Here is a 16250-nt window from a genome sequence, read left to right as displayed (position 1 = left end):
CGGCGTCCGCGCGCCGCTCCGCGGCCGCGGTGTCGCGGGCCGGGTCCCGGTGGCTCAGCGCTCGGCGATGTCGGTGACCACGACGGTCGTGATCTCCTGCGTCACGGCCGTCACCGCCGTGGCCACCGCCCGCCCGACGTCCAGGGCACGGTGACCCGCGTCCACCGCGATCTGCACCTGTGACGGATGCCGCCTGCCGCCCAGTCGCGAGGTCAGCCCGGCCACCCCGGGCACCGCCGCCGCGACGCGGCCCGCGGTGGTGGCGGTTCGCCCGCCCTCCGGCGGGTCGTCGGCGTCCGCGGGGTGCGCCGCCGACGGTCCGCCCTCCTCCAGCAGTCCGGTGACGGTCAGGTCGACCGCCTCCGGCTCCAGACCGACGCCCTCGGTCGCCGCCTCCCACAGCGCGTCGCGCAGCCGTCCGGCCGACTCGGGCAGCGGAAGCTCCGGGGTGGCCTCGAAGCCGGCCTCCACCCGCAGCGGCCGCCTCGGCAGCGCCCCGGACGGCGCCGACTCCGGCAGCACCGTTGTCGCGTTTCCGGGCTCCCCGTCCTGTGGTCCGTCGGGTGCGTCCCGTCCGTCAGGTCCGTCCGCCGTGCCGATGCGCAGGGTGCCCAGGCGGATCCCGGGCACCGCGTCGGCGGCCGCGCGCAGCACCCCGGCCGCCGCCCGCTCGGTGACCCACACCGTGTCCCCGGGCCCGCCGAGGGGGAGCACCCGGCCGTGCCCGAGCTGCCGGCGTACCGCACGAGCCAGCCGGTCCGCGGTCATCGGCCGTCGCCTCCCTCCACCGCGCGCGTCCGCGCGGACCGCCATCCTGGCCCTGATCGCTGCATCCTCACGGCGCGACGGGGCATGCCCACATAGTGTGGTGCACGGAGCAGCCCGTACCGCTCCCGCCATCGGAATCCCGAAGGGAAGAGGTGCGATGACCGACACCGCGCAGCAGCCGGAGGGGCGGGGCCGGACCCTGGAGAAGGGGACCAGCCCGGCCGGCAACGCCACGTCAGGGCAGCGGCGGGCGCCCCTGGGCGATCCCGCGACGCGCGGGCGGACCACCATCGCGGACGGCGTGGTCGAGAAGATCGCCGGGCTTGCGGCGCGTGACGTGGAGGGCGTGCACGCCCTCGGTTCCGGGGTCTCCCGCGGTTTCGGTGCGGTCCGCGACCGGGTGCCCGGCGGCAAGTCCGTGACCCGGGGCGTCCGGGCCGAGGTGGGCGAGGTGCAGGCCGCCCTCGACCTCGACGTCGTCGTGGACTACGGGGTCTCGATCGTGGCGGTCGCGCACGGGGTGCGCGAGAACGTCATCGCGGCCGTTGAGCGGATGACCGGCCTCGAGGTCATCGAGGTCAACATCGCGGTGGGCGACGTCAAGCTGCCCGAGGACACGGACGACGACGACCAGGAGCAGCGGGTCCAGTGACGGGCCCCGGGCGGGAAACAGGGAGCGGACGATGAGCATGGCCGTGCTCGGCTTGATCGTCGGGATGGCGCTCGGATTCGCCGGGTACTTCGGTGGGTTCGCGGCCTTCCTGCTCGTGGCGGCGCTCGGCGCCGTCGGGTTCGTCGTCGGCCGGTTCCTCGACGGCGACCTGGAACCAGGGGAGTTCTTCCGCAGCCGTGACCGGAGGCGGTGAGCCCCCGGATGACGACCGCGGTGCCGACGCCGGCGTCCTCCGTTCCGCCGCCCCTCGTCCCCGGCGAGCGCGGTTCGCTCCGCCTCGCCGACCGCGTGCTGGCGAAGATCGCCTCCCAGGCGGCCCGCGAGGCGCTGGCCGACGCCCCCGGCAGGGAGTACGTGCCGCGCGGGGCGCGCCCCCAGGCCGGCGTCTCCGTCCACCGCGAGCAGGTGTACGTACGGCTCTCCGTCGAACTCGGCTACCCGGTGGACATCGCCGCGGTGTGCCGCGCGGTGCGCCGTCATGTCGCGGTCCGGGTCGAGGAGTTGACCGGCGTCGTGGTCTTCGGGGTGACCGTGGAGGTCGAGCGGCTGCACTCACGGGCCAGCCACATCGTGGAGGAGGCGAGGGTCCGGTGAGCGACCTCGGCCCGGCACCCCTGCCGCCGACCGGACGGCCGCCGTACGGCTCCCGCCCGCGGCGCTTCTGGTCCCCGCGCCGCCTCCCGGCCGCGATCACCGCCGCCCTCCTGGCCGCCGCGGCCGGGCTGCTGCTGTACGACGTCGCCGCGGTGCGCGCCGGACGGCCCGGGATGGCCTGGCGCCGGATCCTCGCGGACGAACTGGCCACCCGCCCCATGGACGACCCGTGGATCCTGGCCGGGGCCTGTGTGGCGGTCCTGCTCGGCCTGTGGCTGCTCGTCCTCGCCGTCACTCCGGGGCTGCGCGACGTGCTCGCCATGCGCGCCGGAACGGCGCCCGTACGGGCCGGACTCGACCGCCACGCCGCCGAACTCACCCTGCGCGACCGCGCGGTGGAGGTCTCCGGGGTGCGTTCGGCGCGCGTCACGGTGACCCGCCGCACCGCCACCGTGCGCGCCGTGATCGCCTTCCGGGAGACGGAGGCGGTCCGCGCCGATCTGGCGTCCTCCCTGGCCGACGCCATGGAACAGCTGGGCCTGGCCCGGCCGCTGGGCCTCGCGCTGCACGTCCGCCGCATGGAAGAGGGGTGAGGCGCGGTGCGCGCCACCGTCAATCGTGTCGTCCTCGCCCTCGTCGGGCTGGCCCTGGTGCTCGCCGGCGCCGCCGTGCTGTGCTCCGCGACGGGCCTGCTGCGCCGCCCGTACACCGGGCGGGACGACGTGCTGCTCAGCGGGGGCGACCGGAGCCGCTACGAGGACTCCTCGTGGTGGTGGCCCGTCGTGATCGGCGTGCTGGCGCTGCTCGTGCTGGGCGCCCTGTGGTGGCTGCTCGCCCAGGTGCGCGACCGCAGGCTGCGCCGGCTGGCGGTGGACGCCGACGACGACGGTGTGGCCCTGCTGCGCGGCCGCGCACTGGAGGAGATCATCGCCGCCGACGCCGAGCAGCTCCACGGCGTCGACCATGCCACCACCGCGCTCATGGGCACGCCCACCGCGCCCCGCGCCCGGCTGCAGCTCGCGCTGTCCCCGCATGCCGTCCCCGGCGACGTCCTCGCCGGGCTCGACTCCGCCGTCCTGGACCGCGCCCGCGTCAGCGCCGGCCTCCCCCGGCTCCCCGCCGAGGCGCGCCTGCGCGCCGTCAGCCACCGGGCCGCCCGCGTCAGCTGACCGCGCCGGTGCGCGACGGACTGCGCGACGGACGGGGCGGCGGGGCGCGCCGCTAGAAGCCGCCGCGCGCCCCGCCGTCCACCGGGAGCATGACCCCCGTCAGGTAGGACGCCGCGGGCGACAGCAGGAAGGCGGCGGTTCGTCCGAACTCCTGCGGGGTGCCGTAGCGGCGCAGCGGGATGCGCTCGCTGAGCCGGGCGCGGGCGGCGTCCGCGTCCCCGGTGAGGGCGTCGAGCTCGCGGACGCGGTCGGTGTCGATCCGGGCGGGCAGCAGCCCCACCACGCGGATGCCGCGCGGTCCCAGTTCGTTGGCCAGGCTCTTGGCGTAGCCGGCCAGGCCCGGCCGCAGGCCGTTGGAGACCACGAGCCCGGGGATCGGCTCGTGCACCGAGCCCGAGAGCACGAAGCCGATGACGCCGCCCTCGCCGAGCTCGTCGGCGGCCGCCCGGGACAGCCGTACGGCACCGAGGAAGACGGACTCGAACGCGTCCCGCCACTGGTCGTCGCCGATGACGTCGGCGCCGCCCGCCGGCGGCCCGCCGACGCTGATGAGGAAGCCGTCGAGCCTGCCGAACGCCCGGCGGGCGGCGGCGACCAGCCGCTCCGGCGCCTGGGGCCCGGCGTTGTCCGCGACGACGCCGGTCGCCCGCTCCGCGCCGCCGAGCGCCGCCACGGCGGCGGCCACCGACTCCTCGTGCCGGCCGCTGACGACCACCCGCGCGCCGTCCGCCACCAGTTCCCGTGCGGCGGCGAAGCCCAGCCCGCGGGTCCCGCCCGTGACGACGTACACCCTGTCCTTCAGCCCGAGGTCCATGGCGTCATCGTGCCCCATCGCGGCCGGAGAGGGTGAGCGCGGTGTTGACCAGGCCGATGTGGCTGAACGCCTGCGGGAAGTTGCCCAGCTGGCGCCGGTCGACCGGGTCCCATTCCTCCGCCAGCAGGCCGACGTCGTTGCGCAGGCCCAGCAGCCGCTCGAACAGCTCGCGCGCCTCGTCGGTGCGGCCGATCCGGTGCAGCGCGTCGGCGAGCCAGAACGAGCAGGCCAGGAAGGCGCCTTCGCCGCCGGGCAGCCCGTCCACGCTGCTGTCCTCCAGGGTGTAGCGGCGTACGAAGCCGCCGTGGTCCAGCTCGCGGCGCACCGCCTCCACCGTGCCGACCACCCGGCTGTCGCTGACGGGGAGGAAGCCCACCTGCGGGATCAGCAGGGTCGCCGCGTCCAGTTCCTTGGAGCCGTAGTACTGCGTGAAGGTGTTGCGCTCGCGGTCGAAGCCCTTGCGGCACACCTCCCGGTGCACCTCGCTGCGCATCGCCCGCCAGGAGTCCGCGTCACCGGAAAGGTGCGGCTGCCCCTCCAGGGTGCGCACCGCCCGGTCGGCGGCCGCCCAGGCCATCACCTTGGAGTGCACGAAGTGCCGCCGGTCGCCGCGCACCTCCCACAGGCCCTCGTCGGGTTCGTGCCACTTGGACTCCAGGAAGTCCATCAGCGTGCGCTGCACCGCCCAGGCGTGGGGCTCGTCGCGCAGCCCGAAGCTGCGGGCCAGGAAGAGCGAGTCCAGGACCTCGCCGTAGACGTCGAGCTGGAGCTGCTTGGCGGCGGCGTTCCCGGTCCGCACCGGCAGGGACGCCTCGTACCCGGCGAGCCAGTCCAGCTCCTCCTCCGGCAGCCGGCGCTCACCGGCCAGCCCGTACATGATCTGCAGGTCGGCGGGGTCGCCGGCGACGGCGCGCAGCAGCCAGTCGCGCCAGTGGTAGGCCTCCTTGAGGTAGCCGGTCTCCACCAGCACGTTCAAGGTGAGCGTCGCGTCGCGCAGCCAGCAGAAGCGGTAGTCCCAGTTCCGAACCCCGCGGATCTCCTCGGGCAGCGAGGAGGTCGCCGCCGCGACGATGCCGCCGCTGGGCGCGTACGTGAGCGCCTTGAGGGTGATCAGCGAGCGCAGCACCGCGTCCCGCCAGGGACCGTCGTAGCGGCACTTGGCCGACCAGGACTCCCAGTCCGCGCAACTCTGCTCCAGTGCCCGGAAGGGGTCGATCAGGCGCGGCCGGCTCTCGTGGGAGGGGTGCCAGGTCAGGACGAAGGCGATCCGCTCGCCCTCGGCGACGGTGAAGTCGGCGTGGGTGGCGAAGCCCCGGCCGTACATGGGCACCTGCGGCTCGGCGCGCAGCCACACCGAGTCCGGCCCGGCGATCGCGACGCGGTGGCCGTCGGTGCGGCGCATCCAGGGGACGACCCGCCCGTAGTCGAAGCGCAGCCGCAGCTCGCTGCTCATGGCGACGTGTCCGCGCACGCCCTCGACGATGCGCATGACGTCCGGTGCGCGATCGCGCTGCGGCATGAAGTCGATCACCTTGGCGGTGCCGTCGCGGGTCTCCCACACGCTCTCCAGCACCAGGGTGCCCTCGCGGTACGAGCGGCGCGTGCACGGCTCCTCGTCCCAGGCGGAGGCCGGGGCGATCCGCCAGGTACCGTTGTCCTCGTCGCCCAGCAGCGCGGCGAAGCAGGCGCCGGAGTCGAAGCGGGGCAGGCACAGCCAGTCGATGGAGCCGCTCCTGGAGATCAGCGCGACGGTTTGCAGGTCACCGATGACCGCGTAGTCCTCGATCAGTGCCGCCACGGTCGGCCTCCGTCTCTCCCGCTACGAGGGTCCCCGCTCTACGAGGGTGCCCCCGGCACTAGGGCGACGCGACCGCAGCGGCGGCCGGCTCGGCCGTGGTGCTCTCCTGCGCCGCCGCGTCGCGGGCGGCGAGCCGCTCCCGCCGCTCCCGGCGGACGAGGATGACCCAGCCGACCGGCACCATGGCGGTGAACAGCCACCACTGGATCGCATACCCCATGTGCATGCCGATGCTGCCGTGGTCGGGATCCGGGATCAGCTCGGGCTGCCGCCCGGAGGGCTTGGGGGAGGTCGCCACCAGCTCGATGTAGCCGCCGACCGGCCGCTCCGCCGCGGGCAGGTCCCTGGCCACCATCCCGCTGTTGATCAGCATGATCATGCGGTCGGGCAGCCCGCCCTTGTTCCTGATGCCGGTCGCCGCGGTGGTCTCGTCCGGGCGCAGCCGGCCGGTGACGGTGATCTCGCCGGACGGTGCCGCGGGGACCTCGGGGAACGTGGTCAGGTCGGTGCCGGCGGGAATCCAGCCCCGGTTGACCAGCACCGACCGGCCGTCGGCCAGGACCAGCGGGGTGATCACGTGGTAGCCGATGCTGTCCCCGTCGGCGGCGGTGCGCTGGCGGGCGACGACCTCGTGGGCGGTGTCGTAGTGCCCGGTCGCGGTGACCGTGCGGTAGATCTGCCGCTTCGGCACGGCCGTGCCGGGGGCGGTCAGGGACTCCACCGGGACGGGCTCCGCCTCGAGGTTGTCCGCGATCAGGTGGTTGCTGGCCACCCGGCGCTCGTGCCGGTGCAGCTGCCAGAAGCCCAGCTCGACCATGGCGGGCATCAGGAGCAGTGCGATGAGGGTGAGGATCACCCACTGCCGGGACAACAGGAAGCGGTACACCCCATGACCGTACAACTCGGTCGCGGGGCGCCTTCCGGAGGGGTCGGACGGTGCCCGGGCGCGGCCACCGGGATCAGCCGCCGCCGGGCAGCGAGCCGACCCGGTCGACGATGCCGCTGCGGCCCTCCGCCTTGGAGCAGTGGCCGCCGCAGTACCAGTGGCCGTCGACCTCGACCCCGTGGCCGACGATCCGTACCCGGCAGTGCTCGCAGATGGGCGCCATCCGGTGGATCGCGCACTCGAAGCTGTCGAAGACGTGCACGGCCCCCTGGGCGTGCACTTCGAAGCTCATCACGTAGTCGTTTCCGCATACTTCGCATCGGGCCATGAGGCCCAGGGTGCGGGCCGGGCCCTGGCGCGGCAATCGGTGACCGGGTGCGTCGCGGGCGCACCACTCGAACGGAGGCGTCAGCCGTGCACGTCCGGCGCGGGGGCGACGTCCCGCAGCAACTCGGCGAAGCGGCGCTCGTCGACGACCGGGGTGCCGAGCTGCCGGGCCCGTACGGCCTTCGTGGTGAGCGAGTCGGGGTCGTTGGTCACCAGGAGGCTGGTCAGCCGGCTCACGGAGGACGACACGTGCAGACCCGCCTCGGTGGCGCGGTCCTCCAGCAGTTCGCGGTCGATGCCCGTGTCGCCCGAAAAGGCGACCCGCATCCCCTGGACCAGCGGTCCGCCGGACTCCAGCCGCCCCGGGTTGGGATAGGGGCAGGCCGGCCGCTTCCGCGAGGTCCGCCAGTTCATCGGCCGGTACGTGCTGCGGTAGCCCGCGGAGACCGACTGCCGGGGGACGGCCGTGTCGATCCACTCCGTCAGGGGACGGCAGGCGTGCAGCGGCAACTGCAGTCCGCCCGCCGCGGCCTGCCGCAGGCTGGGGCGGAACACCTCCGCCAGCACGCGCGCGTCGTCCAGGGCGTGGTGGGCGCGCTGCTGGACGACGCCGAAGTGCGCGGCCAGGGACTCCAGCTTGTGGTTGGCCAGCGGCAGCCCCAGCGCCTTGGAGAGCACGATGGTGCACAGCCGGTGCTCCACCGGCGCCACGGTGCCCGCCCGCGCGAACTCCCGGGCGAGCATGGACCAGTCGAAGACCGCGTTGTGGGCGACGAACACCCGGCCCGACAGCCGGTCCGCGAGCTCGGCGGCGACCTCGCCGAAGAGCGGGGCGTCGGCCAGCATGGCCGAGGTGAGGCCGTGGATCCACACCGGGCCCGGGTCACGCTGCGGGTTGACGGGGGTGTACCAGTGGTCCTCCACCTCGCCGCGCGCGTCCAGCCGGTAGACGGCCGCGGACACTATCCGGTCGTCGCGGCCGAGGCCGGTGGTCTCGACGTCCACGACGGCGTATCCGTCGGGGTAGGCCTCTGGCCACGACGGGTGCGGAAGCTGGGGCGCGTGCATGGAGGAACACAATACGGGCGGCCACCGACAGTGCCCGCCGTCACCCGTCCCTGGCGCACCGTCGGATCCCGCCGGGGACGGGTCGGCCGCGGCGGCGCGCGGGGCCCGCCGCGCGCGGCCTCCGTGGGTCAACCATCAATCGCGCGGACCCGGTTGGGCCGTCGCCCCTCCGAGGCGGCCGGCCCGGCGTGATCCCGCGGGTACCCCCGGGTAGAACCGATCGGTAACGACCTCTAGCCCGGGCCGCCGCACGCCCTTAAGGTGCGCGCATGCCGCAACTGCCCGATGCCGTGATGTGGTCCATACCCGCGTTCGTGCTGCTCACCGTCCTGGAGCTGATCAGCTACCGGATCCATCCGGACGAGGACGCCGCCGGCTACGCCGCCAAGGACACCGCGACGAGCCTGTCGATGGGACTCGGCAGCCTGTTCTTCGACTTCCTCTGGAAGATCCCGATCGTCGCGGTCTACACCGCTGTGTACGCGTTCACCCCGTTGCGGGTGCCCGTGGTGTGGTGGACGATCCCGCTGATGCTGCTCGCGCAGGACTTCCTCTACTACTGGCAGCACCGCGGCCACCACGTGGTCCGCATCCTGTGGGCGTCCCACGTGGTGCACCACTCCAGCCGGAAGTTCAACCTCTCCACCGCGCTGCGCCAGCCCTGGACCGGCATGACGTCGTGGGTGTTCTACCTGCCGATGATCGTCTGCGGGGTGCACCCGGCGGCACTGGCCTTCTGCTCCTCGCTCAACCTCGTCTACCAGTTCTGGATCCACACCGAGCGCGTCGACAAGCTCCCCCGCCCGGTGGAGTTCGTCCTCAACACGCCCTCGCACCACCGCGTGCACCACGCCTCGCAGGGCGGCTACCTGGACCGCAACTTCGGCGGCATCCTGATCGTCTGGGACCGGCTGTTCGGTTCCTTCGCGGCGGAGGTGCAGCGCCCGGTCTTCGGACTCACCAAGAACATCACCACGTTCAACCCGTTGCGCGTGGCCACCCACGAGTACGCCGCGATCGCCCGGGACGTGGCCGCCGCCCGCACCTGGCGGGACCGAGCGGGCCACGTCCTGCGCGGTCCCGGCTGGCGGCCGCGGGGCGAGGAGCCGGCGGCGTGACCCGGGAGCGCGCCGCCCGCGCGGCACTGGCCGTCTTCGCGGTGGTGGCCGCGGTCCACCTGGCCGCCCAGCTCGCGGGGTCGGTGACGGCCGACCACCTCACCAAGCCCGTCCTGGTGCCGCTGCTCGCGGTCTGCGCGGCACTGCGGGGCGGCCCCCGGCTGCTGGTCGCCGCGCTGCTGTGCGGCTGGGCCGGGGACGTGCTGCTGCAGCTCGACGGGGACACGTCCTTCCTCGCCGGGATGGGCGCCTTCGCGGCCGGGCACGTCTGTTACCTCACACTTTTCGCCGCCCGCGGAGCGTTCTCCGACCGGCGGCGCGCCGCCGCGACGGCGGCCGGCTACACGGTCGTGTGGGTCGCCGCGCTCGTCGTGGTGTGGCCGGGCCTGCCCTCCGGGCTGCGGATCCCGGTCGCCGCGTACAGCCTGCTGCTGACGGCGATGGCGGCCGGTGCGGCCGCGCTCGGCCCGCGGGCGACGGCGGTGGGCGGGGCGCTGTTCCTGCTCTCCGACACCCTGCTCGCGACCAGGCTCGCCGACCTCGCGCAGCTCCCGGCGGCCGACTTCTGGATCATGCTCACCTATCTCGGGGCGCAGTCCCTGCTCGCCACCGGCCGGTACGGTGGTACGACCCCATTCGTACGACCAGCGAGGACGACCACCGTATGCGCGCCACCGTGATCCACGCCCCCCACTACATACGGGTGGAGGAGGTGCCGGACCCGGCGGTCCGGCAGCCCACCGACGCGGTGGTGCGCGTGGTGCTGGCCTGCATCTGCGGCAGCGACCTGTGGGCGTACCGCGGCGAGTCGGCCCGGCAGCCGGGACAGCGCATCGGGCACGAGTTCCTCGGCGTCGTGGAGGAGACCGGCTCCGAGGTGTCCGGGCTCACGCCGGGCGACCTGGTCGTCTCGCCCTTCGTGTGGTCCGACGGCACGTGCGCCTACTGCGCGGAGGGTCTGACGACCTCCTGCCCGGCCGGCGGCTTCTGGGGCCAGGTCGGCTCCGACGGCGGCCAGGGCGAGGCCGTGCGCGTGCCGTTCGCGGACGCCACCCTCGTACGGCTGCCCGCCGAGGCGCTCTCCGACGACCGCCTGCTGGCCGGTCTGCTCACCCTCTCCGACGTGCTGGGCACCGGCCACCACGCCGCCGTCGGCGCCGGTGTGCGGCCCGGCGCCACGGTCGCGGTCGTCGGGGACGGCGCGGTCGGCCTGTGCGGTGTGCTGGCCGCCCGGCGGCTCGGCGCGGAGCGGATCATCGCGCTCGGCCGGCACGAGGCCCGTACCGCGATCGCCCGCACCTTCGGCGCCACCGACGTCGTCGCCGAGCGCGGCGAGGCCGCCGTCGCGGCGGTCCGCGAACTGACCGGCGGCCACGGCGCCCACGCGGTCATCGAGGCCGTCGGCACCGAGCAGTCGATGCGCACCGCCGTCGCCATCACCCGCGACGGCGGCGCCGTCGGCTACGTCGGCGTCCCGCACGGCAGCGGCACCGGCCTCGACCTGAGCGACATGTTCGACCGCAACGTCTCCCTGCGCGGCGGCGTCGCCCCGGTCCGCACCTACATCCCCGAACTGCTCCCGGACGTCCTCGACGGCACCATCGACCCGTCCCCGGTCTTCGACCTCACCGTCGGCCTGGACGGCGTCCCCGGCGGCTACAAGGCGATGGACGGGCGCACCGCGCTGAAGGTCCTCGTCAAGGCCTGACCGCTGCCCGGGCGGCGGAACGCCCGGACAGCGGAACGCCCGGCGGGGATCCCGCCGGGCGTTCCTCGTCTCACGCGGGGCGCGTCACTTCGTGACGGCGTCCAGGGCGTCGACGACGCCGTGGCCGTAGAAGCTGGTCACGTGCCGGCCGGCGGTGCAGGTGGCGTCCTGCACGCCATTGCCGTCCGGGTCGTACAGACCCGTCGGGCAACCCGGGTCGTCGGCCTGGGCCTTGAGCATCCACTGCAGCTGCTCCGGGGAGGCGTGCGGGTGGCGGCTCTTGATGAGCGCGGCGACGGCGGCCACGTGCGGGCTGGCCATCGACGTGCCCTGCAGGTAGCCATAGGTGTTGCCGGGCAGGGTGGACAGGATCCGCCCGTTGGCCGAGGGGGTGGCGGGGATCTGGTAGCGGTCGCCGCCGGGGCCCGCGACGTCGACGACGCCGAGACCGTAGCTGGAGTAGTACGACTTCAGCTTCTGCACACCGGTCGCGGAGACGGTGACGACGCCCGGCAGCTGGGTCGGGATGTCCCAGCAGACGTGCGGGTCGATGGTCCGGGTGACCGGGGTGGTGTCGTCGGGGCTCGTCGCGTCGACGATCGCGTCCGAGTCGAGGTCGTGGTTGGAGTTGCCCGCGGAGGCGACGTTCAGCACGCCCTTCTTGTGGGAGTACTGCGCGGCCCGGTTGACGGCGTCGACGATGGCCCGCTGGTCGGGGTCGCCGAAGCAGTTGTAGAGCCACGGGTCGATGTAGTAGCTGTTGTTGGTGATCTCGACGCCGTGGTCGGCGGCGAAGACGAAGGCGCAGACCACGCTCTCCGGGAAGAACAGCTGCGTGACGGGGTCGGCCACCTTGATGGAGGCGACCTTCACGCCCGGGGCCACACCGGCCACGCCGATCCCGTTGCGCGCCGCGGCGATCTCACCCGCGACGTGCGTGCCGTGGTAGGCGTCCGGGGTGTACGGGCGCCAGGCGCCGGGGCTGGTGTCGGCCTTGCCGCCCACGCAGTTGGCGGACTGCGAGGCGGAGAAGTTGGCGGTGAGGTCCGGGTGCGTGTCGTCGACGCCGGTGTCGATGACGGCGACGGTGACCTTGCGGCTGCCCGGGTTGATCCGGGCGGCCTTGTCGGCCCTGATGGCCGGCAGGTCCCACTGGTCCGGCTCCATCGGCTCCTGCGCGGCGGTGGCCGCGGACTTCGCCCGGGCGGCGTCGGCGGCCGTGATCTCCTGCACCGCGCCCAGCTCCGTCGTCGACGCCGTGGACAGCGCGGCCGTCCGGGTCGCCCCGGCGGTCTGCACACCGCGGACCTTGCGCATCTCGGAGGCGAACGCGGGGTTCGCCGAGTGGACGACGATCACGCCGATCCGGTCGTAGGTGGTGACGACGTCACCACCGTTGCGGGACACGGCCCGCTCCACGGACTTGATGGTTCCCCGGTCGGTCTTGGTGTTGACCACGTACGACAGCGTCGGGCCGTCGTACGCGGCACTGCCGCCGCCAGAGGCGGATCCGGCGGTGGCGGCCGAGGCGGCGTTCGGCAGGAAGGCGAGAGCACTCGCCACAGCGACACCGATCGGTATCGCGAAGGCGCGGCGCCGTCTTGGCAGTGGAGCCATGGGATCTCCAATCGTCCAAACGCCCGTCCTGGCGGCCGTGTTGCCCTTGGACGGGTACATGACGCTGGAAGCTATCGCCGCCGTCGGCGCGCTATCAATGGATTGGTAAAGAAAGCTCAAGTTCCGGTTGCCGAGGAACAACCAGTTTTCAACTACCGCCCCCTGTCGGCGGCCGTGGTCGCGCATCTACCATGCGCGGGTCCGATCTTTACGTGACGTAGCTCACGTCGGCGCCCCCGTGCGCCCACGCGGGTCGCGTCGCCTGTTCGTGCCCTCTCAAGCTCCGCCCCACAGGAGGCATCGTGGACCCCGCACGACCGTCGGCAAGCTCCGGTCCGCCGTCTGCCGACTCGTACGCCGAGGTGCAGGCGAGCGCGGAGTTCGCCCAACTGCGCCGCTCATACCGCTCGTTCGCGTTCCCGCTCACGGTCGCTTTCATCACCTGGTACCTGCTCTACGTCCTGCTGTCGAACTACGCCGGCGGCTTCATGGACACCAAGGTCGTGGGCCACATCAACGTGGCCCTCGTCTTCGGGCTCGCGCAGTTCGCCACCACCTTCGGGATCGCCGTGTGGTACTCCCGGCACGCGAACGCCAAGCTCGACGCCCGCGCGGACGCCATCAAGGCGAGCCTGGAAGGCCCTGGCCCCCAGGGCACCGACGACACCGAGAGCACGGAGGCCACCGCATGACCGCGCTGCACACCACGGGAGTCCAGGTGGTCGCGGTCGGCGCGAGCGAACACCGACCGCTCATCATCACCCTGTTCTCGGTCTTCGTCGTCGCGACGCTCGGCATCACCGTCTGGGCCGGCCGCCAGACCAAGGACGCCACCGACTTCTACGCCGGCGGCCGTTCTTTCAGCGGCTTCCAGAACGGCCTGGCGATCTCCGGCGACTACATGTCGGCCGCGTCCTTCCTGGGCATCGCGGGTTCGATCGCCCTCGTCGGCTACGACGGCTTCCTCTACTCGATCGGCTTCCTCGTCGCCTGGCTGGTGGCGCTGCTGCTGGTCGCCGAACCCCTGCGCAACTCCGGCCGGTTCACCATGGCCGACGCCCTCGCCTTCCGGCTGCGGCAGCGTCCGGTGCGCACGGCCGCGGGCATCTCGACCATCGTTGTCAGCATCTTCTACCTGCTGGCCCAGATGGTCGGCGCGGGCGCCCTGGTGGCCCTGCTGCTCGGCATCACCGGTGAGGGGCCGCGCCGCCTGATCGTCATCCTCGTCGGCGTCGTCATGGTGCTGTACGTGACCATCGGCGGCATGAAGGGCACCACCTGGGTGCAGATGGTCAAGGCGGTGCTGCTGATCGGCGGGACCCTGCTGATCACGTTCCTGGTCTTCGCCAAGTTCCACTGGAACCTGTCGTCGCTGCTCGGCGCCGCCGCGGAGAAGAGCGGCAAGGGCGCGGCCTTCCTGGAGCCGGGCCTGAAGTACGGCGTCACGGCCACCTCGAAGATCGACTTCATCTCGCTGGGCCTGGCCCTCGTGCTCGGCACCGCGGGCCTGCCGCACATCCTGATCCGCTTCTACACCGTGCCCACCGCCCGGGCCGCCCGTACCTCGGTGAACTGGGCGATCGGCATCATCGGCTGCTTCTACCTGATGACGATCGCGCTGGGCTTCGGGGCCGCCGCCCTGCTCACCCCGGAGACGATCACCACCTCCAACGCGGCCGGCAACACCGCGGCCCCGCTGCTCGCCCAGGAGATCGGCGGCGGCGCGGACTCCACGGGCGGCGCGATCCTGCTCGCCGTGATCTCCGCGGTCGCCTTCGCCACGATCCTGGCCGTGGTCGCGGGCCTCACCCTCGCCTCCTCGTCGTCCTTCGCGCACGACCTGTACGCCAACGTCATCCGCAAGGGCACGGCGAGCGAGAAGGAGGAGGTCGCGGCGGCGAAGATCGCGGCGGTCGCCATCGGGGCCGTGGCGATCCTGCTCGGCATCTTCGCGGGCAAGCTCAACATCGCCTTCCTGGTCGCCCTGGCCTTCGCCGTCGCGGCGTCCGCGAACCTGCCGACGCTCCTGTACAGCCTGTTCTGGAAGCGCTTCAACACCACCGGGGCGCTGTGGAGCATCTACGGCGGTCTGATCACCTCCGTGGTCCTGGTGGTCTTCTCGCCCGTGGTCTCGGGCAAGGAGACCGCGATGTTCCCCGGCGTGGACTTCCACTGGTTCCCGCTGGAGAACCCCGGGATCGTCTCCATCCCCGTCGGTTTCCTGCTCGGTGTGGTGGGCACGCTCCTGTCCAAGCCGGAAGAGGACGCCGACCGCAAGTACGCGGAGCTGGAGGTCCGCTCCCTCACCGGAGCCGGAGCGCATTAAACAGACTGTTGAACGTCGGTGCCGTCCCGTAGGCTGCGAAGTAACGGGACGGCACTGCCGTCCCACCGACCGGACCCTCAAAGGGAGGCGCGCCGTGCTGATCGACACCTACGGCCGGATCGCGACCGACCTGAGGGTCTCGCTGACCGACCGGTGCAATCTGCGGTGCACCTACTGCATGCCCGAGGAGGGCCTGCAGTGGCTCGGCAAGCCCGAACTGCTCACCGACGACGAGATCGTCCGGCTGGTGCGGATCGCCGTCACCACGCTCGGCGTCAAGGACGTCCGCTTCACCGGCGGCGAGCCCCTGCTCCGCCCCGGTCTGGTCGGGATCGTCGAGCGCTGCGCGGAGCTGGAGCCCCGCCCCAAGCTCTCCCTGACCACCAACGGCATAGGCCTCGCCCGTACCGCGCAGGCGCTGAGGGGGGCCGGTCTGGACCGGGTGAACGTCTCCCTGGACACCCTGCGTCCCGACGTCTTCCAGACCCTCACCCGCCGCAAGCGGCACGATGACGTCGTCCGCGGCCTGGAGGCCGCCCACGCCGCGGGACTGACCCCGGTCAAGGTCAACACCGTGCTGATGCGCGGCATCAACGACGACGAGGCCCCCGAGCTGCTGGCCTGGGCCCTGGAGCGCGACTACGAGCTGCGCTTCATCGAGCAGATGCCGCTCGACGCCCAGCACGGCTGGCAGCGCAGCGACATGGTCACCGCCCAGGAGATCCTGGAGAGCCTGCGGACCCGGTTCACGCTGACCGCCGAGCCCGACGCGGCCCGCGGTCACGCCCCCGCCGAGCGCTGGCTGGTGGACGGCGGGCCCGCCCGGGTCGGTGTGATCGCCTCCGTCACCCGGCCCTTCTGCAGGGCCTGCGACCGCACCCGGCTCACGGCCGACGGTCAGGTGCGCAACTGCCTCTTCGCGCGCGAGGAGACCGACCTGCGCGCGGCGCTCCGCTCCGGTGGCTCCGACGAGGAGGTCGCCGAACTCTGGCGGACCGCGATGTGGGGCAAGAAGGCCGGCTCCGGCCTGGACGACCCCACGTTCCTGCAGCCCGAGCGGCCCATGTCAGCCATCGGCGGCTGAGTTCGACTCCCACTCCTCGAAGGGCACGACGTCCTTCAGGAAGCCGCGGACGCCCAGGAACGACGAGAGGTGCTCGCGGTGCTCCTCGCACGCCAGCCAGGTCTTGCGGCGCTCGGGCGTGTGGATCTTCGGGTTGTTCCAGGCGAGCACCCACACGGCGGGGGCGCGGCAACCCTTGGCGGAGCAGATCGGGGATTCGTCGTTCACGAACCCCATCCAAACATGGCGACGCCGGGCAGCCACGGGGGGAGCCGCCCGGCGTCGGTCCGTCGCTCCGACGGGGGATGCGGAGCGCGTACG

19 protein-coding genes are annotated in these 16250 nt (G+C 73.0%); 11 read left to right on the top strand and 8 right to left on the bottom strand.

Annotation, left to right across the window (positions count from 1 at the left end):
- Positions 1-54: 54 nt before the first annotated feature.
- On the bottom strand, positions 55-768 hold the full coding sequence (locus PV341_RS11550) for a hypothetical protein (RefSeq protein ID WP_500327345.1): 714 nt from the start codon (positions 766-768) through the stop codon (positions 55-57).
- Between the two features lie 157 nt (positions 769-925).
- On the opposite strand from PV341_RS11550, the gene PV341_RS11545 reads away from it, so the two are divergent.
- Genes PV341_RS11545 through PV341_RS11525 form a run of 5 tightly spaced genes read left to right on the top strand, consistent with a single transcriptional unit; the run spans position 926 to position 3204 of the window.
- Positions 926-1420, top strand: a complete 495-nt coding sequence (locus PV341_RS11545) for an Asp23/Gls24 family envelope stress response protein (protein ID WP_500327347.1) — start codon at positions 926-928, stop codon at positions 1418-1420.
- A gap of 31 nt (positions 1421-1451) precedes the next feature.
- Positions 1452-1634, top strand: coding sequence for a hypothetical protein (locus PV341_RS11540; protein ID WP_018560608.1), 183 nt, complete (start codon positions 1452-1454; stop codon positions 1632-1634).
- A gap of 8 nt (positions 1635-1642) precedes the next feature.
- Complete coding sequence (locus PV341_RS11535) at positions 1643-2035, top strand: Asp23/Gls24 family envelope stress response protein (RefSeq protein WP_500327348.1); 393 nt, start codon at positions 1643-1645, stop codon at positions 2033-2035.
- A complete protein-coding gene (locus PV341_RS11530) occupies positions 2032-2628 on the top strand; it encodes a DUF6286 domain-containing protein (protein WP_500327349.1) in 597 nt (198 codons plus the stop codon). Before PV341_RS11535 ends, PV341_RS11530 begins: the two co-directional genes overlap by 4 nt.
- 6 nt (positions 2629-2634) lie before the next feature.
- Positions 2635-3204, top strand: coding sequence for an alkaline shock response membrane anchor protein AmaP (locus PV341_RS11525; RefSeq protein ID WP_500327351.1), 570 nt, complete (start codon positions 2635-2637; stop codon positions 3202-3204).
- Positions 3205-3256: 52 nt separating this feature from the next.
- Here the strand turns inward: PV341_RS11525 and PV341_RS11520 are convergent, their stop codons facing one another.
- The 5 genes from PV341_RS11520 to PV341_RS11500 all read right to left on the bottom strand — a co-directional run bounded on the left by PV341_RS11520 (position 3257) and on the right by PV341_RS11500 (position 8097).
- The gene (locus PV341_RS11520; RefSeq protein WP_500327353.1) at positions 3257-4018 is read right to left on the bottom strand and encodes an SDR family oxidoreductase; all 762 of its coding nucleotides are present in this window, start codon (positions 4016-4018) and stop codon (positions 3257-3259) included.
- A gap of 4 nt (positions 4019-4022) precedes the next feature.
- Positions 4023-5816: a glycoside hydrolase family 15 protein gene (locus PV341_RS11515; protein ID WP_500327355.1), complete on the bottom strand. Its 1794-nt coding sequence runs from the start codon at positions 5814-5816 to the stop codon at positions 4023-4025.
- A gap of 58 nt (positions 5817-5874) precedes the next feature.
- Positions 5875-6702: an SURF1 family cytochrome oxidase biogenesis protein gene (locus tag PV341_RS11510; protein ID WP_500357592.1), complete on the bottom strand. Its 828-nt coding sequence runs from the start codon at positions 6700-6702 to the stop codon at positions 5875-5877.
- 73 nt (positions 6703-6775) lie between these two features.
- Positions 6776-7030: a metallothionein gene (locus PV341_RS11505; RefSeq protein WP_431963558.1), complete on the bottom strand. Its 255-nt coding sequence runs from the start codon at positions 7028-7030 to the stop codon at positions 6776-6778.
- Positions 7031-7110: 80 nt separating this feature from the next.
- The gene (locus tag PV341_RS11500; protein WP_500327360.1) at positions 7111-8097 is read right to left on the bottom strand and encodes a DEDDh family exonuclease; all 987 of its coding nucleotides are present in this window, start codon (positions 8095-8097) and stop codon (positions 7111-7113) included.
- A 269-nt stretch (positions 8098-8366) separates the two neighbouring features.
- Here PV341_RS11500 and PV341_RS11495 point away from each other — a divergent pair, with 269 nt between their 5' ends.
- The 3 genes from PV341_RS11495 to PV341_RS11485 are packed head-to-tail and all read left to right on the top strand — an operon-like array spanning position 8367 to position 10923.
- The gene (locus tag PV341_RS11495) at positions 8367-9215 is read left to right on the top strand and encodes a sterol desaturase family protein (protein ID WP_500327362.1); all 849 of its coding nucleotides are present in this window, start codon (positions 8367-8369) and stop codon (positions 9213-9215) included.
- Entirely contained in the window at positions 9212-9895 is a 684-nt protein-coding gene (locus tag PV341_RS11490) for a lysoplasmalogenase (protein ID WP_500357590.1), read from the top strand. Before PV341_RS11495 ends, PV341_RS11490 begins: the two co-directional genes overlap by 4 nt.
- Complete coding sequence (locus PV341_RS11485) at positions 9880-10923, top strand: zinc-dependent alcohol dehydrogenase family protein (protein ID WP_500357589.1); 1044 nt, start codon at positions 9880-9882, stop codon at positions 10921-10923. The genes PV341_RS11490 and PV341_RS11485 overlap by 16 nt, the downstream gene beginning before the upstream one ends.
- Positions 10924-11007: 84 nt before the next feature.
- On the opposite strand, the gene PV341_RS11480 is transcribed toward PV341_RS11485, so the two are convergent.
- On the bottom strand, positions 11008-12540 hold the full coding sequence (locus PV341_RS11480; protein WP_500357587.1) for a S8 family peptidase: 1533 nt from the start codon (positions 12538-12540) through the stop codon (positions 11008-11010).
- Positions 12541-12842: 302 nt separating this feature from the next.
- On the opposite strand from PV341_RS11480, the gene PV341_RS11475 reads away from it, so the two are divergent.
- From PV341_RS11475 to moaA, 3 genes are all read left to right on the top strand, one after another.
- A complete protein-coding gene (locus PV341_RS11475; protein WP_499511130.1) occupies positions 12843-13232 on the top strand; it encodes a DUF485 domain-containing protein in 390 nt (129 codons plus the stop codon).
- On the top strand, positions 13229-14866 hold the full coding sequence (locus PV341_RS11470; RefSeq protein WP_499511129.1) for a monocarboxylic acid transporter: 1638 nt from the start codon (positions 13229-13231) through the stop codon (positions 14864-14866). The genes PV341_RS11475 and PV341_RS11470 overlap by 4 nt, the downstream gene beginning before the upstream one ends.
- 94 nt (positions 14867-14960) lie before the next feature.
- Positions 14961-15950: a GTP 3',8-cyclase MoaA gene (gene moaA, locus PV341_RS11465; protein WP_500327366.1), complete on the top strand. Its 990-nt coding sequence runs from the start codon at positions 14961-14963 to the stop codon at positions 15948-15950.
- On the opposite strand, the gene PV341_RS11460 is transcribed toward moaA, so the two are convergent.
- Positions 15933-16166: a hypothetical protein gene (locus tag PV341_RS11460; protein WP_500327367.1), complete on the bottom strand. Its 234-nt coding sequence runs from the start codon at positions 16164-16166 to the stop codon at positions 15933-15935. The two genes, moaA and PV341_RS11460, sit on opposite strands and share 18 nt — an antisense overlap.
- Positions 16167-16250: the final 84 nt, after the last annotated feature.

Source organism: Streptomyces sp. PA03-1a (assembly GCF_033792805.1).
Lineage (GTDB): Bacteria > Actinomycetota > Actinomycetes > Streptomycetales > Streptomycetaceae > Actinacidiphila.
This window is presented reverse-complemented; position numbering and strand designations above follow the sequence as displayed.

Excerpts from the sequence above, each read along its gene's own strand:
- PV341_RS11550 (WP_500327345.1), bottom strand. The coding sequence starts at position 768 with ATGACCGCGGACCGGCTGGCTCGTGCGGTACGCCGGCAGCTCGGGCAC.
- PV341_RS11545 (WP_500327347.1), top strand. The coding sequence starts at position 926 with ATGACCGACACCGCGCAGCAGCCGGAGGGGCGGGGCCGGACCCTGGAG.
- PV341_RS11540 (WP_018560608.1), top strand. The coding sequence starts at position 1,452 with ATGAGCATGGCCGTGCTCGGCTTGATCGTCGGGATGGCGCTCGGATTC.
- PV341_RS11535 (WP_500327348.1), top strand. The coding sequence starts at position 1,643 with ATGACGACCGCGGTGCCGACGCCGGCGTCCTCCGTTCCGCCGCCCCTC.
- PV341_RS11520 (WP_500327353.1), bottom strand. The coding sequence starts at position 4,018 with ATGGACCTCGGGCTGAAGGACAGGGTGTACGTCGTCACGGGCGGGACC.
- PV341_RS11505 (WP_431963558.1), bottom strand. The coding sequence starts at position 7,030 with ATGGCCCGATGCGAAGTATGCGGAAACGACTACGTGATGAGCTTCGAA.
- PV341_RS11500 (WP_500327360.1), bottom strand. The coding sequence starts at position 8,097 with ATGCACGCGCCCCAGCTTCCGCACCCGTCGTGGCCAGAGGCCTACCCC.
- PV341_RS11495 (WP_500327362.1), top strand. The coding sequence starts at position 8,367 with ATGCCGCAACTGCCCGATGCCGTGATGTGGTCCATACCCGCGTTCGTG.
- PV341_RS11485 (WP_500357589.1), top strand. The coding sequence starts at position 9,880 with ATGCGCGCCACCGTGATCCACGCCCCCCACTACATACGGGTGGAGGAG.
- PV341_RS11480 (WP_500357587.1), bottom strand. The coding sequence starts at position 12,540 with ATGGCTCCACTGCCAAGACGGCGCCGCGCCTTCGCGATACCGATCGGT.
- PV341_RS11470 (WP_499511129.1), top strand. The coding sequence starts at position 13,229 with ATGACCGCGCTGCACACCACGGGAGTCCAGGTGGTCGCGGTCGGCGCG.
- PV341_RS11460 (WP_500327367.1), bottom strand. The coding sequence starts at position 16,166 with ATGGGGTTCGTGAACGACGAATCCCCGATCTGCTCCGCCAAGGGTTGC.